Genomic DNA, 13414 nt, shown 5'->3' with positions numbered 1-13414 from the left:
TCAGCCCTGGGACTCGACGCGCTTCTTCAGGCCGGCGAGGGCGCGGTCGATGATGACCTTCTCGGCCTTGCGCTTGATCATGCCGAGCATGGGGATCTTGACGTCGACGGTCAGCTGGTAGGTGACCTCGGTGCGCTTGCCGTCCTCCAGCGGGGCCAGGATGTAGGCGCCGTCCAGGGTGCGCAGCATCTGGGACTTGACCAGGGTCCAGCGGACCTCGTTGTCGCCGACCCAGGTGTAGGCGAGGGTGTGGTCGTCCTTGATGGCGCCCGCGTCCAGGAGGAGCCTGACCTGCTCGGCACGGCCGTCGCCGCCGGCGGAGAGGATCTCGGCCTCCTTCACCTCGCCGGTCCACTCCGGGTACCGGGCGAAGTCCGCGATGACGCCCATGACATCGGCCGGGGCCGCGTCGATGGTGATGCTCGACCTGGTGTGTTCCGCCATCGCCGTGGCCCCTCCGGGACGTCGCGTCGTACCTGCTGTTGTATGTCTGCTGGTGAAGGCTACCGCCTGGTCGGGCGGCCGGAGACCGCCGGGGCGGTCACCATCGCAGTGCCCAGGGTGTCCGGGTGGAGTTGAAGTGGCCGACGTTGACGCATTCGGTCCTGCCCAGGCGAATCCGCCGCACGAGCGGCTGGTGGACGTGGCCGAAGAGCGCGTAGCGGGGGCGCACCCGGCGGATCGCGTCGAGCAGTGCCTCGCTGCCGCGTTCGAGGCGCCGGGCGACGGTGTCGTAGCAGAGCTCGGGGACGGCGGGCGGGATGTGCGAGCACAGCACGTCGACCTCGCCGAGGGCGGCCACCTTGGCGGCGTACGTCTCGTCGTCGATCTCGTACGGGGTGCGGTACGGGGTGCGCAGCCCGCCGCCGACGAAGCCGAAGACCAGGCCGCCGATCTCGGTGGTGGTGCCGTCGAGCACCGTGGTGCCGGGCCGGGCGTACTCCGGCCAGAGCGCGGGGATGTCGACGTTGCCGTAGGTGGCGTACGTCGGGGTGGGGAACGCGGCGAACAGCTCGGCGTACTGGCGGCGCACGGCGGACTCGATGGCAGTGCGCCGGTCGGTGCCGAGCCCCGCCCACAGTTCGCGGTCGAGGGCGCGGGCCTCGTCCCAGCGCAGGGCGGTGCGCAGCCCGACCATGCGGGAGGCGTTCTCGGCGCCGAAGAGGTCGGGGAAGATGCCCCGCGAGTGGTCGGCGTAGTCGAGGAAGAGGATCAGGTCGCCGAGACAGATCAGCGCGTCCGCGCCCTCGCCGGCCGCGGCGAGGGCCTCGGAGGCGCCGTGGACGTCACTGACGACATGGACCCGCATGACGATCACTGTAGGACGCGCCGGGCGGGGTTGGGGAGGGCACACCGGGGCTCCGGTTACCTGCGGGTCACCGGAGGCCTCGACTAGGCTTCCGACCAGTGGATCCGCACGGTGTCGCGGTGAGCCTGCGGCGTGTGACGACGATGTGACACACAAAACATCTACACGGCACCCCCTACCGCTGAAGCTTTACCGGTGGGTAACGTCCAGGCCGTCCGTTCCACGCTCAACCATGCAGTGGACGCAGCCAGCACCGCCGCCGGCGCCGATGAGGAGCAGCAGTTTTGCGCGAGTTCAGCCTTCCGGCTCTCTACGAGGTCCCCGCGGACGGCAATCTGACGGATCTCATCCGCCGCAACGCCGCTCAGCATCCGGAGGTTGCCGTCATCGCCCGGAAGACCGCGGCCGGTGACTGGGCCGACGTCACCTCGACCGCCTTCCTCGCCGAGGTACGCGCCGCCGCCAAGGGCCTGATCGCCTCGGGCGTGCAGCCCGGCGACCGGGTGGCCCTGATCTCCCGCACCCGCTACGAGTGGACGCTGTTCGACTTCGCCATCTGGAGCGCGGGCGCGGTCACCGTCCCGGTCTACGAGACCTCCTCCGCCGAGCAGATCGAGTGGATCCTCGGCGACTCCGGCGCCGTCGCCGCCGTGGTGGAGACCGAGGCACACGAGAAGTCCGTGGAGTCGGTGCGCGACCGCCTGCCGCAGCTGAAGCACGTGTGGCGGATCGAGGCGGGCGCGGTGGAGACCCTCGGCGCGGCCGGCACGGACGTCGCCGAGGCGACCGTGGACGAGCGCAGCGCCTGGGCCAAGGCCGACTCCCCGGCCACCATCGTGTACACCTCCGGCACCACCGGGCGCCCCAAGGGCTGCGTGCTCACGCACCGCGCGTTCTTCGCCGAGTGCGGCAACGTCGTGGAACGCCTGAAGCCGCTCTTCCGCACCGGGGACTCCTCGATCCTGCTCTTCCTGCCGCTCGCGCACGTCTTCGGCCGGCTGGTCGAGGTCGCCGCCATCATGGCGCCGATCAAGCTCGGGCACGTCAGCGACATCAAGAACCTCACCGGCGAACTGGCCGCCTTCCGCCCGACGCTGCTGCTGGGCGTGCCGCGGGTCTTCGAGAAGGTCTACAACTCCGCACGCGCCCAGGCCCAGGCCGGCGGCAAGGGGAAGATCTTCGACAAGGCCACCGACGTGGCGATCGAGTACAGCCGCGCGCTGGACTCGGCCGGCGGTCCCTCGCTCGGCCTGAAGTTCAAGCACAAGGTCTTCGACCGGCTGGTCTACAGCAAGCTGCGCGCCGTGCTCGGCGGCCGCGCCGAGTACTCGATCTCCGGCGGGGCCCCGCTGGGCGAGCGGCTGGGCCACTTCTACCGCGGCATCGGGTTCACGGTGCTGGAGGGCTACGGCCTGACCGAGTCCTGTGCGGCCACCGCCTTCAACCCCTGGGACCGCACCAAGATCGGCACCGTCGGCCAGCCGCTGCCGGGCTCCACGGTCCGCATCGCCGACGACGGCGAGGTCCTGCTCCACGGCGAGCACCTGTTCTCGGGCTACTGGAACAACGAGGCGGCCACCGCCGAGGCCGTCACCGACGGCTGGTTCCACACCGGCGACATCGGGACGCTGGACGAGGACGGCTACATCACCATCACCGGCCGCAAGAAGGAGATCATCGTCACCGCGGGCGGCAAGAACGTCGCCCCGGCCGTGATCGAGGACCGCATCCGCGCCCACGCGCTGGTCGCCGAGTGCATGGTGGTCGGCGACGGCAAGCCCTTCATCGGCGCGCTGGTCACCCTGGACGAGGAGTTCCTGCCCCGCTGGGCCGAGCAGCACGGCAAGTCCGGCCGCACCGTCGCGGAGCTGCGCGAGGACGCGGAGCTGCTGGCCGAGGTGCAGTCGGCGATCGACGACGGCAACGCCGCGGTGTCCAAGGCGGAGGCGGTCAAGAAGTTCCGCGTCCTGGCCGCGCAGTTCACCGAGGAGTCCGGTCACGTGACGCCCTCGCTGAAGCTGAAGCGCAACGTGGTGCTGCGGGACTTCGCGGACGAGATCGCCGCGATCTACGGCAGGTGAGCCCGCGCTGACGGGCCCTCACCCACATCGACGGTGGCCGCCGTGCGCCTCGGGCGTACGGCGGCCACCGGCGTTCCTAGGTGATCCCGTCCTGGGCCAGGACCCTGGCCATGGTGCGCTCGGCCAGGGCGGTGATGGTGACGAACGGGTTGACCCCTATGGAGCCGGGGACGAGCGAGCCGTCGACGACGTACAGGCCGTCGTAGCCGTTCGCGCGGCCGTAGGCGTCGGTGGCGCTGCCGAGGACGCAGCCGCCGAGCGGGTGGTAGCAGAAGTCGTCGGCGAAGACCCGGTTGCCGCCGAACAGGTCGTAGCGGTAGATGGTGGCGTTGGCCCGGTTGACGCGGTCGAAGAGGGTCTTCGCGGCGGCGACCGAGGGCTGGTTCTGGGAGCGGGTCCAGTTCAGCACGGCCGCGTCGGTGGCCGGGTCGTAGACGAAGGTGCCCCGCTCGGGGTTCTTGGTGATCGCGAGGTAGAGGCTGATCCACGTCTCCAGGCCGATGGGGAGCGGGGCGATCTCGGCGAACACCGGGTTGGCGGCGTTGTTCCAGTCGTTGATGCCCATCACGGGGATGGTCGACTGGTGGGCGCCGGTGGGGTTCCACAGGTGGTTGGCGCGGCCGAGCATGATGTTGCCGTTGCCCGCCCAGCCCTTGCCGACGGCGGGGCTGAGGTCGGGCAGGGCGCCCGTCTCCCGGGCGCGCAGCAGCAGTTCGGTGGTGCCGAGGCTGCCCGCGGCGAGGAACAGGGTGCCGCAGCCGACCTCGCGGGTGGCGACGACGGTGCCGCTGAGGTCGGTCTGCGCGACCGTGAGCACGTAGGTGCCGTCGGGGTCGCGGCGGACCGCTTTCACGTGGCTGAGCGTCTCGATGGTGACGTTGCCGGTGCCGAGCGCGGCGGCGAGGTAGGTCCGGTCGAGGCTGCGCTTGCCGAAGTTGTTGCCGTAGATGACCTCCTGGGCCAGGGCCGACTTGGTGGCGGTGCCCGCGGCCTCGCGCTGCATGTGGCCGAAGTCGTAGACGTTGGGCACGAAGGTGGTGGCGAGCCCGGCCCTGGCGGCCTGGGCGCGGGAGACACGGGTGAACTGGTACCACTCGGTGCCCTCGAACCAGTCGGGCGCGACGGTGTTGACGCCGAGCATCCGGTTGGCCATCGGGAACCACGTGCCGTACATGGCGTCCGCGTCGACCTGCGGGAGGACCTCCCGGAAGTAGGCGCGGTCCGGTGTGACGGCCATGCCGCCGTTGACGAGGGAGCCGCCGCCGACGCCGCGGCCGACGTAGACGGACATGCCGGGGTGGTCGACGCGGTCCAGGACGCCGGGGTACGGGCTGATGTCCTTGTTGACCACGTCGAGCCAGAGGAAGGTGGCCAGGGGCGCCGCGGTGCGGGTGCGGAACCACATGGAGCGCCGGTCCGGCGAGGCGGTGTTGCAGAAGACCTTGCCGTCGGGGGCCGGCGTGTCCCACGCCCGCCCCATCTCCAGTACGAGGGTGCTCACGCCCGCCTCGGCCAGGCGTAACGCCGCGACCGCGCCTCCGTAGCCGGAGCCGACGACGACGGCCGGTGCGTAGCCGGCGGGCTCCCCGGCCGCCGCGGCGGCCGGGGAGAGCCCGATGCGGGTGAGACCCATCACGGATGCCGTCTGCAGGGCGGCGATGCCCAGAATCTGACGACGCGTCAGGTTTGCTGTCATGGGCGCATCATGGGCGGAATTGCGGATTCCGCCCATACCGTGCGCTCATGGTCTTTTACAAGAGGGCCTTCAGCCGCTCCGCGAGCAGATCCCACCGCCAGGCGTCCTCGACCCACTTGCGTCCGCGTTCGCCCATCCGGCGCCGCAGTTCCGCGTCGCCCAGCAGCACCAGGATCCGCTCGGCGGCCTCCGCGGGCTCCCCGCCGCGCACCACCCAGCCGGTCTCGCCGTCCAGCACCGCGTCCGGCGCCCCGCCGGAGTCACCCGCGACGACCGGCAGGCCGGTGGCCGAGGCCTCCAGGTAGACGATGCCGAGCCCCTCGACGTCCAGCCCGCCGCGGCGCGTGCGGCACGGCATGGCGAAGACGTCCCCCGCGCCGAAGTGCGCGGGCAGCTCCTGCCAGGGCACGGCCCCGGTGAACCGCACCGACTCCGCCACCCCGGTCCGCTCCGCGAGCCGCTTCAGGTCGTCCGCGTACGGGCCGCCGCCCACGACGAGCAGGACGGCGTCGGGCTGGGCGGCCAGGATCAGCGGCATCGCCTCGATGAGGGTGTCCTGGCCCTTGCGCGGCACCAGGCGGGAGACGCAGACGACCACCGGCCGGTCGGTGAGCCCCAGCCGGGCGCGCACCGCCTCGCCGCCGGAGGCCGGGTGGAAGGTCTTCTCGTCCACGCCCGGCGGCAGTTGCACCATGCGCCCGGCGGCCTGCGGCGTCAGCGCCCGGGCGATCCTGGACCGGGTGTACTCGCCCAGGTAGGTGATCGTGTCGGTGCCCTCGCCGATCCGCCGCAGCAGCCCACGGCTCGCGGGCAGCTGCGCCCACCCCGCCTCGTGCCCGTGGGTCGTCGCCACCAGCCGGCGGGCCCCGGCCTTCCGCAGCGCGGGCGCCATCAGCCCGAGCGGGGCCGCCGCCCCGAACCACACCGAGGTGCAGCCGTGCTCACGCAGGAGCTCGGCGGCCCGCCGGGTCACTCTCGGGGTCGGCAGCAACATCGTCGTACGATCACGTACGACCGGGAAGGGCTGCTCGGCGTCGAACGCGGCGACCTCGGAGCCGTCCCGCCAGGTCGACGCGTACACCACCACCCGGCCGGGATCGAGGCGCAGCGCCATGCTGTGCACGAACGCCTGGATGCCACCGGGGCGTGGCGGGAAGTCGTTGGTGACGATCAAGGTCTTGTCCATACGTCGCCGAGGGTATCCGGTGGGGTCCGCGGCAACCGACCGCGGCCCCCCGCGCGTCTAAGCTCCACAGCCTGTCCACGGGTGAGACCGGCATCGTGCATCATCACCACAGCAGAACCGATTCGACGAGGTGGACATGGCAGGCGACAGCGGCAAGCGGCTCCCGGTCGGGCCGGTCCTCGCCTGGGCGGCCACCCGGGTCGTGCTGCTGCTCTACGTCTTCAAGGTGCTCACCCTGTCCCCGCTGGACGTGACCACCGACATCTCGGTGATCTACCACGGCTGGTACGAGGTCCTGCGGACCGGCAGCTTCCCCCACCACGACGTCACCTGGCAGTACCCGCCCGCCGCCGCGCTCGCGGTGCTCGCTCCCGCGATGCTGCCGTTCCTCGACTACGCGACCGCGTTCTTCTGGCTCGCCTGCGCCGCAGACCTCGTCGCCTTCGCGCTGCTGCTGCGCGGTTCGCGCGGCGAGGGACGGCGGGTGGCCGGCGCCTACGTGTGGGTGCTGGGCGTGCCGCTGCTGGGACCGACCGCGTACGCGCGCTACGACGTGATGGTCACCGCCGTCGCCATGGCCGCGCTGCTGGCCACGGTGCGCCGCCCCAGGGTCGCGGGGGCGCTGATCGCGTTCGGCGCGATGCTCAAGGTCTGGCCGGTGCTGCTGCTCACCGGGGTCCGCGACCGCCGCATCTGGACGGCGGCCGTGGCCGGGGCGGGCGTCCTCGCCCTCGGCTTCTGGCTGTGGATGCCGGGGGCCTTCGCCTTCCTGCGCTTCCAGGGCGAGCGGGGCACCGAGGTGGAGTCCCTGGGCTCCCTGGTCTTCCACATCGCCCGGCACCACGGCTGGCAGGGGCAGGTCCTGCTCAACTACGGCTCGGTGGAGTTCCTCGGGCCCTACGTGGGCCTGGTCAGCGACCTCGCCCTCGGGCTGACCGCGGTGGCCTTCGCCTGGCTGCTGCTGTGGCGGCTGCGGACCCGGACGTACGGCCCGAGCACGCCCTTCGACGCCGCGTTCACCGCGGTGCTGCTGTTCACCACGACCAGCCGGGTGATCAGCCCGCAGTACATGATCTGGCTGATCGGCCTGGCGGCCGTCTGCCTCACGCTGCGGGCCAGCGTGATGGCGCTGCCCGCGGTGCTGGTGCTGGCGGCGACGGTGCTCACCCTGTACGAGTTCCCGGTGCGCTTCGCCGACGTCGTCGGCAGCACCGACCTCGGCATCGCCCTGCTGCTGCTCCGCAACGGCCTGCTGGTGGCCGCCTCCGTCATCGCCTGCCGCCGGCTGTGGGCGGCTTCGACGGGCCTGCCGGAGAGGGCGCGCAGGGCTCCGGCCACGTCTGTGCCCGAGCACGGCCAGGACGCCGAGAAGCTGCTGACCTGGTGAAGGCCGCCGTCACGGCCAGGCACTGCAACCCCGCCGCGACGGCCAGCGCCACGCCGACGCCCACGAGCCCCAGCCCGGCGGGACCCGCCAGCGCGTAGGCCAGCGGCAGCTGCACCGCCGTGCCCACCAGGGTCACCCGGACCAGCAAGGTGGCCCCGCCGCCGCCCTGGAAGACACCGCCCAGCGCGATGAAGCACCCCAGCAGCACCAGGTACGGGCCCAGCGTGCGCAGGAAGACCGTCCCGGCCGCCGCCACGCCGGGCTCCGCGCCGAAGGCCGCCATGATCCACGGCGCGGCGGGCAGCAGGACGACCGCCGCGAGGAGTCCCAGCCCGCCGCCGAGCAGCAGGGCCCGGCGGCCTATCGCGTTCCGCTCGTCGCGGCCGGCGCCCAGGTGGTACGCGGTGTGGATCGAGGCCGCCTGGCGCACGGCGTAGAACCCCATCGTCGCCACGTACATCGCCTTGGTCGCGATCCCGTACGCCGCGACCTGGGCGACGCCCAGCCGGGCCACGATCGCCACCAGGGTCAGCGTGCCGGCCATCCGGACCAGGAAGTCCGCCGCCATCGGCGCCCCGGTCACGGCGGTACGGCGCAGCGCGGCCGCCACCGGTTCGGCGGGCGGCACCTGCGCGGCCTGCCGCACCAGGGGGTTGCGGCGCAGCAGCGCCAGCCCCGCGGCGAGGGCCACGGCCCGGCCCGCGACGGTGGCCACGGCCGCGCCGCGCACCCCGAGGGCGTGGATCAGGAACGGGTCGAGGAGCAGGATCAGCCCGCCCGCCAGCAGCGCGAGCCGCATAGGGGTGCGGGTGTCGCCGGCGCCCTTGAAGACCCCGTCCAGGGTGTTCTGGGCGTAGAACACCGCGGTGCCGGGGAGCGAGACCGCGAAGTACCCGGCCGCCAGGCGGACCGCCGCCCGGTCGCCGTGGGCACCGAGCAGCAGCGCCGCCAGCGGCTCCCGGCACAGGAAGCCGCCGACGGTCACGGCCGGGGTCAGCAGCGCGCACAGCGTCCAGCCGCCGCGGACCGCCGCCCTGACCGCCGCCGGGTGCCGCGCTCCGGCGGCCCGCGAGACCAGCACCGTCGTCCCCTGCGCGGCCATCAGCACGACCCCGAGCAGCACGTTCTCGGTGTTCGTGGCCACCGCCACGGCCGCGACGGCCGCTCCCCCGCCGCCGAGCCGCGCCACCCACAGCACGTCGATGATCCCGGCGACGACGCCCGCGAGCAGTTCCAGGTAGACCGGGCCGGCCAGTGCGACCAGCCGGGCGCGGTGCGTCATGGGTTCCCCTCCTCTGGTACCTCGATTCGAGATACCGCGTTTAGAGGTATCATCATGGCACCACACGGGCAAGTGCGAACGCATGATCGAGAAAGGTGGCGAACGGTGCTGGAGCTGACGATCCTGGGCTTCCTGTTCAAGGAATCCCTGCACGGCTACGAGCTCAAGGAGCGCATCGCCGCACTCAACGGCCACGTCCGCCCGGTCAGCGACGGCGCGCTCTACCCGGCCATCAACCGCCTCACCTCCGCCGGACTGGTCAGCGAGCACACCGAGCCGGGTGTCGGCGCCGCACCGCGCCGCGTGCTGTCGCTCACCGACACCGGGCGCGCGCGGCTGCTCGCCCGGCTCCGCGACCCCAAGCCGATCGAGATCACCGACTCCACCCGCTTCTTCGCCGTGCTGGCCTTCCTGAGGCACCTGCCCGACGCGACGGCCCAGGCGGCAGTGCTGCGGCGCCGGCTGGAGTTCCTGGAGACCCCCTCCAGCTTCTTCTACGACCGCGGCAGGCCGGTGCGCGCCGAGGAGGCGGACGACCCCTTCCGCCAGGGCATGCTCCGTGTCGCCCGCGCCACGGGCCACGCGGAGCGCGAATGGCTCACGGAGGCCCTCGCGGACCTCACCGCCTGAGCCGTACGCCGTCCGGAGGCACGGTATGCCCACCGGACGGGCGCGGGACGGGGTACGCCCGGCTGCCGCGCGGCGGAGCCAGGCGCGTGGCCGGCGACGCCCCGTGCTCCCGGTGAGTCCGGCCGGCATGTTCCGGGGCGGGGTGGCGGGAAGGGTGCGTCAGGCCCCACCGACCGCCCCGGGGCTGCGGCCGGAGGCGTGCGGAAGGCCTCGCCCATGTGTGCTCCGGCCGAGCGGGCGGGCCCGGGACGGTGCGGGCCGTACGGGAGGTGCTATCGCGCGCAGCCTGGTGCGGTCCTTGCCCGGGAACCGCCCCGCGCGCCAGGCAACAAGGCCGTCTCCGCCCGGCAGGCCGGTGCCGCCCGCCGCGGAACGCCACGCACGGAAGCCTCACGTGGGCGACGGCGGCCACCCCGGGACGGCGTCGTCCCGCGACGCGCCGTGCCGGGCACTACCCCGTGGCGGAGGCGAACGCGCGGGCGGCGGCGATGCGCTGGACGGGGGTGGGGTGCGTGCCGAAGAGGACGTGCAGCAGGCGCGGGGGGTCGGGGTCGGAGACGTTGGTGACGGTGAGGCGGCGCTGCATGGCGATGAACCGCTCGGCGTCCCGGGTGAGTTCCAGCGCGTGCACGTCCGCCCGCCGTTCGATCCGCCGGCTAAGGGCGCAGCCGAACGGCCCGGCGCACGCCGACAGCACCGCGGCCACCGCGGCCAGCAGGAACAGCCCACGGGGATCACCGGTGCCGTAGGAGGAGGCGGCCATGACCGCGGAGAGCACGCAGACCCCCGCCCCCGCGCCGACGGCGCCGAGCAGCGTGCCGCGCGGCACGTCGCGGTGCTTGACGTGGCCCAGTTCGTGGGCGACGACGAGTTCGACCTCCTCCGCAGGGGCCGTGCCGAGCAGCGTGTCGTAGGCGACGATCCGCCGGGTGCGGCCGAAGCCGGAGACGTACGCGTTGAGCGCGGTCGTCCGCCGCGACGCGTCGGCGACGAGCACCGCCCGCACGGGGATCCCGTCGCGCTCGGCCAGGGCCAGCAGCGCGTCGCGCAGGGGCCCGTCCTCCATCGGCCGGAAGCGGTTGAAGAGCGGTTCCAGCACGACCGGGGCGAGCCAGGACAGCACCACGGCCGCGCAGACGGCGCCCAGGGCGGCCCAGGCCCAGCCGAGGCCGTAGTAGCCGTACAGCGCGGCCAGCACGAGCGGTACGGAGACGAGCAACCCGCGCAGGACGTCGACGGCCCAGCCGCCCCAGCCCTGGGTGACGAGCCCGTAGCGGCGCCGGACGACGCGGACCCGGGCGGAGAACGGCAGGGTGACCGCCTGCTGGAGCAGCACCAGCAGCAGGCCGCCGGCCGCCACGCGCAGGGCCCAGGCGTCGCCGAACACCCCGGTGAGGGCGGCGCCCGCGGGGGTCAGCCCCAGCAGGAGCAGCAGCGCGAGCCCGGCGAGGCGGCCGCCGAGCAGGAAGGGCAGTTGCGCGCGGCGCAGCGCCCTGCCGCGGGCGGTCTCCTCCGGCGTGAAGTCCCCATCCGTGGCGCTCATCCCAACTCCCCCTTGACGTAGGCCCGCCAGCGCTCGGTGAGGGCGTCCTCGTCGATGCCGAGCGTGCCGCGCAGATCCGCACCGGAACGGTACAGCGCGACCAGCCGGTCGGCGTCCCAGGTGTCGGCGATGAGCCGGCAGGCCAGCCAGGCGCCCTCGTACGCCTGGGCCTGCGCGGCCGCGCCGGGCGCGAAGTCGGCGTCCGCGGGGAGGTGCCCGGGCGGCCCCGAGGCCGTGACGTCCCGGCGCAGCTCGGGTGCCAGGCTCGCCGCCGTACGGCCGGAGTCCCGGTAGGCGACCCAGTCGGCGAAGCCCTCGGAGAGCCACATCGGGGTGCGGGAGGTCGTCGCGGCGCGCGTGGCGACGTGGGTGGTCTCGTGGGTGAGCACGACCTGGCGGCCGAAGGCCGACAGCCCGGCGAAGGCCTCGGGGTTGACGATGACGCGTCCGGCGGGCGCGGTGCCGCTGCCGCCGACCTCCCCGGTGGTGACGGCCGCGACGCCCGCGTACGTCTCCGCCGGGGCGTCCAGGAGCTGTCCCATCCGCCGCAGCGAGGACGGCACTTCCAGCACCACCCGCCCGGTCCAGCCCTGCCCGCCCCAGGCCCGCCGCACCTGCGGGACGGCCCGGTCCGCGTCGGCGGCGTACCCGGCCAGTTCCGCCCGGTCGCCGGTGCCGAGGACGAGGCTGTGGCTGCCGCGGACGACGCGCAGCGGGCCCTGTTCCCACAGCAGGCCGCCTGGGTCGCCGTCGCCGGCCACCCGCCAGCGTCCGGTGCCGTCCGCGCGCAGCAGCAGGGACTCGTCGGTGGTGACCGGGGTGCTGTCGTAGCCCCCCAGGCGGTAGCGCAGCTGGACGCGGGCGGTCACCGGGTCCGCACCCTCGGTGGAGACCAGCCGGTACGACCAGGAGGCGAGCGGGAGCTCCTCCAGGTTGCGGAAGACCTGCCGCTCGGCGGCGTGCCGGGCGGGTGTCACATCGGCCAGGTACGCCTTCTCGTCGTGCCCCAGGACCGCGTCGGCCCGCCGCTCCAGCAGCTGCCGGACGACCGGGTCCCCGGGCCCCGCGTGCTCCGCCGCCCCGTCGCCCGCGGGTCCGCAGCCCGCGAGCAGCACCGCCGCGCAGCACAGCGCGGCAGCCACGGCGCGGGTCGGCGAGCGGAAGAGGGCCACGCCGCCGATCGTACGGTCCCGGCGGGGGCGGTCACGCGGGCCGGGTCACCGCCGAGATCGGCAGCATGGCGACGGGGTCGTAACGGACCCGGGCGCCGGGGTAGGGGGCGTGGATGACCTGGCCGTCGCCGACGTACATGGCGACGTGACTGGCGTCGCCGCGGTAGATGACCAGGTCGCCGGGGCGGGCCTGGCCGAGCGGCACGTGCCGCCCGGCGTGCAGCTGGGCCTGGGAGGTACGGGGCAGGCCCACGCCGGCCTGGCGGTACGCCCAGACCATCAGGCCGGAGCAGTCGAAGGAGCCGGGGCCGGTGGCACCCCACACGTAGGGGGCGCCGACGGCGGAGCGCGCGGCGGCGACGGCCGTCGCGGCGCGTACGGACAGGGGGCCGAGGTCGGGGATGTCGACCGTGCGGCCGGAACGGGAGGCGCGGGCCTCCAGGCGGCGGGCGAGCCGGGCCCGATCCTCCGGGGAGAGGGAGTTGACCAGGCGGGCGGCCGCCATCAGCTTGCGCTGCACGGCCTTCTTGCGGGCCGTGAGGCTGGTGCGGGCCCGCTCGAGCTCGTCGAGCCGTTCGGTGGCCCGGGAGCGTTCCTGGTCCAGGAACCGCTGGGCGGAGCGGAGTTCGCCCAGCCGCGCGTCGCCACGGCTGCTGATCCGGTCGAGGGTGGCGGCCCGGTCGAGGTAGGTCGCGGGGTCGGGAGAGAGCAGCAGGGCGAGGGTGGGGTCCACTCCCCCGCCGCGGTACTGGGCCCCGGCGAGCGTGCCGAGGTCGTCGCGGAGCCGGTTGACCCGCTCCTGGCCGCGCGCGGCCCGGTCCTGGAGCACCTCCACCTCGCGCCGGAGCCGCTGGGTGTTCTCACGGGCGGCGTTGAACTGCTCGGTGGCCCGTTCGGCCTGGGTGTAGAGGTGGTCGATGCGGGCCGCGACATCGACGGAGGTGTCCGCCGGGTCGGCGGCGGCCGTCTGCGCGGTGCCGGCCGCGCCCGCCATCGCGGCGGCGGCCGTGGCCGCCGCCGTCAGGACCGTGGCCCTGGAGGTACGCGGGGCCCGGCCGGGCTGCGGGATGCGTCGATGAGATGGCACGTCGGCTGACAGTAGTCAGCCGGACACGGGGAGTTCAAAGA

Annotated in this window: 11 protein-coding genes; 3 read left to right on the top strand and 8 right to left on the bottom strand. The window is 73.7% G+C overall.

Annotated features, from left to right (window positions below; genetic code table 11):
• Entirely contained in the window at positions 1-444 is a 444-nt protein-coding gene (locus ACFV3E_RS01435) for an SRPBCC family protein (protein ID WP_500370049.1), read from the bottom strand.
• 97 nt (positions 445-541) lie between these two features.
• Positions 542-1309, bottom strand: a complete 768-nt coding sequence (locus tag ACFV3E_RS01430) for a metallophosphoesterase family protein (protein WP_500532854.1) — start codon at positions 1307-1309, stop codon at positions 542-544.
• A gap of 284 nt (positions 1310-1593) precedes the next feature.
• Between ACFV3E_RS01430 and ACFV3E_RS01425 the strand changes: the two genes are divergently transcribed.
• Positions 1594-3390, top strand: a complete 1797-nt coding sequence (locus tag ACFV3E_RS01425) for an AMP-dependent synthetase/ligase (RefSeq protein WP_500532853.1) — start codon at positions 1594-1596, stop codon at positions 3388-3390.
• 76 nt (positions 3391-3466) lie between these two features.
• Here ACFV3E_RS01425 and ACFV3E_RS01420 read toward each other — a convergent pair whose 3' ends face one another.
• Both ACFV3E_RS01420 and ACFV3E_RS01415 read right to left on the bottom strand, forming a co-directional pair.
• Complete coding sequence (locus tag ACFV3E_RS01420) at positions 3467-5086, bottom strand: GMC oxidoreductase (RefSeq protein ID WP_500532852.1); 1620 nt, start codon at positions 5084-5086, stop codon at positions 3467-3469.
• Between the two features lie 55 nt (positions 5087-5141).
• Positions 5142-6272: a glycosyltransferase family 4 protein gene (locus ACFV3E_RS01415; protein WP_500370045.1), complete on the bottom strand. Its 1131-nt coding sequence runs from the start codon at positions 6270-6272 to the stop codon at positions 5142-5144.
• 136 nt (positions 6273-6408) lie between these two features.
• Between ACFV3E_RS01415 and ACFV3E_RS01410 the strand changes: the two genes are divergently transcribed.
• Entirely contained in the window at positions 6409-7659 is a 1251-nt protein-coding gene (locus ACFV3E_RS01410) for a glycosyltransferase 87 family protein (RefSeq protein WP_500532851.1), read from the top strand.
• Here the strand turns inward: ACFV3E_RS01410 and ACFV3E_RS01405 are convergent.
• Positions 7541-8941, bottom strand: a complete 1401-nt coding sequence (locus ACFV3E_RS01405; RefSeq protein WP_500532850.1) for an MATE family efflux transporter — start codon at positions 8939-8941, stop codon at positions 7541-7543. The two genes, ACFV3E_RS01410 and ACFV3E_RS01405, sit on opposite strands and share 119 nt — an antisense overlap.
• A 105-nt stretch (positions 8942-9046) precedes the next feature.
• Here ACFV3E_RS01405 and ACFV3E_RS01400 point away from each other — a divergent pair, with 105 nt between their 5' ends.
• The gene (locus ACFV3E_RS01400) at positions 9047-9571 is read left to right on the top strand and encodes a PadR family transcriptional regulator (RefSeq protein ID WP_500370042.1); all 525 of its coding nucleotides are present in this window, start codon (positions 9047-9049) and stop codon (positions 9569-9571) included.
• 451 nt (positions 9572-10022) lie between these two features.
• Here the strand turns inward: ACFV3E_RS01400 and ACFV3E_RS01395 are convergent, their stop codons facing one another.
• Genes ACFV3E_RS01395 through ACFV3E_RS01385 form a run of 3 tightly spaced genes read right to left on the bottom strand, consistent with a single transcriptional unit; the run spans position 10023 to position 13373 of the window.
• The gene (locus ACFV3E_RS01395) at positions 10023-11114 is read right to left on the bottom strand and encodes a M48 family metallopeptidase (RefSeq protein ID WP_500532849.1); all 1092 of its coding nucleotides are present in this window, start codon (positions 11112-11114) and stop codon (positions 10023-10025) included.
• Positions 11111-12286: a hypothetical protein gene (locus ACFV3E_RS01390; RefSeq protein ID WP_500532848.1), complete on the bottom strand. Its 1176-nt coding sequence runs from the start codon at positions 12284-12286 to the stop codon at positions 11111-11113. Before ACFV3E_RS01390 ends, ACFV3E_RS01395 begins: the two co-directional genes overlap by 4 nt.
• A 31-nt stretch (positions 12287-12317) precedes the next feature.
• Positions 12318-13373 (bottom strand): C40 family peptidase, encoded by a 1056-nt coding sequence (locus ACFV3E_RS01385; RefSeq protein ID WP_500532847.1) that lies wholly within the window; start codon positions 13371-13373, stop codon positions 12318-12320.
• Positions 13374-13414 lie beyond the last annotated feature (41 nt).

It is taken from the genome of Streptomyces sp. NPDC059718 (genome assembly GCF_042733315.1).
Lineage (GTDB): Bacteria > Actinomycetota > Actinomycetes > Streptomycetales > Streptomycetaceae > Actinacidiphila.
This window is presented reverse-complemented; position numbering and strand designations above follow the sequence as displayed.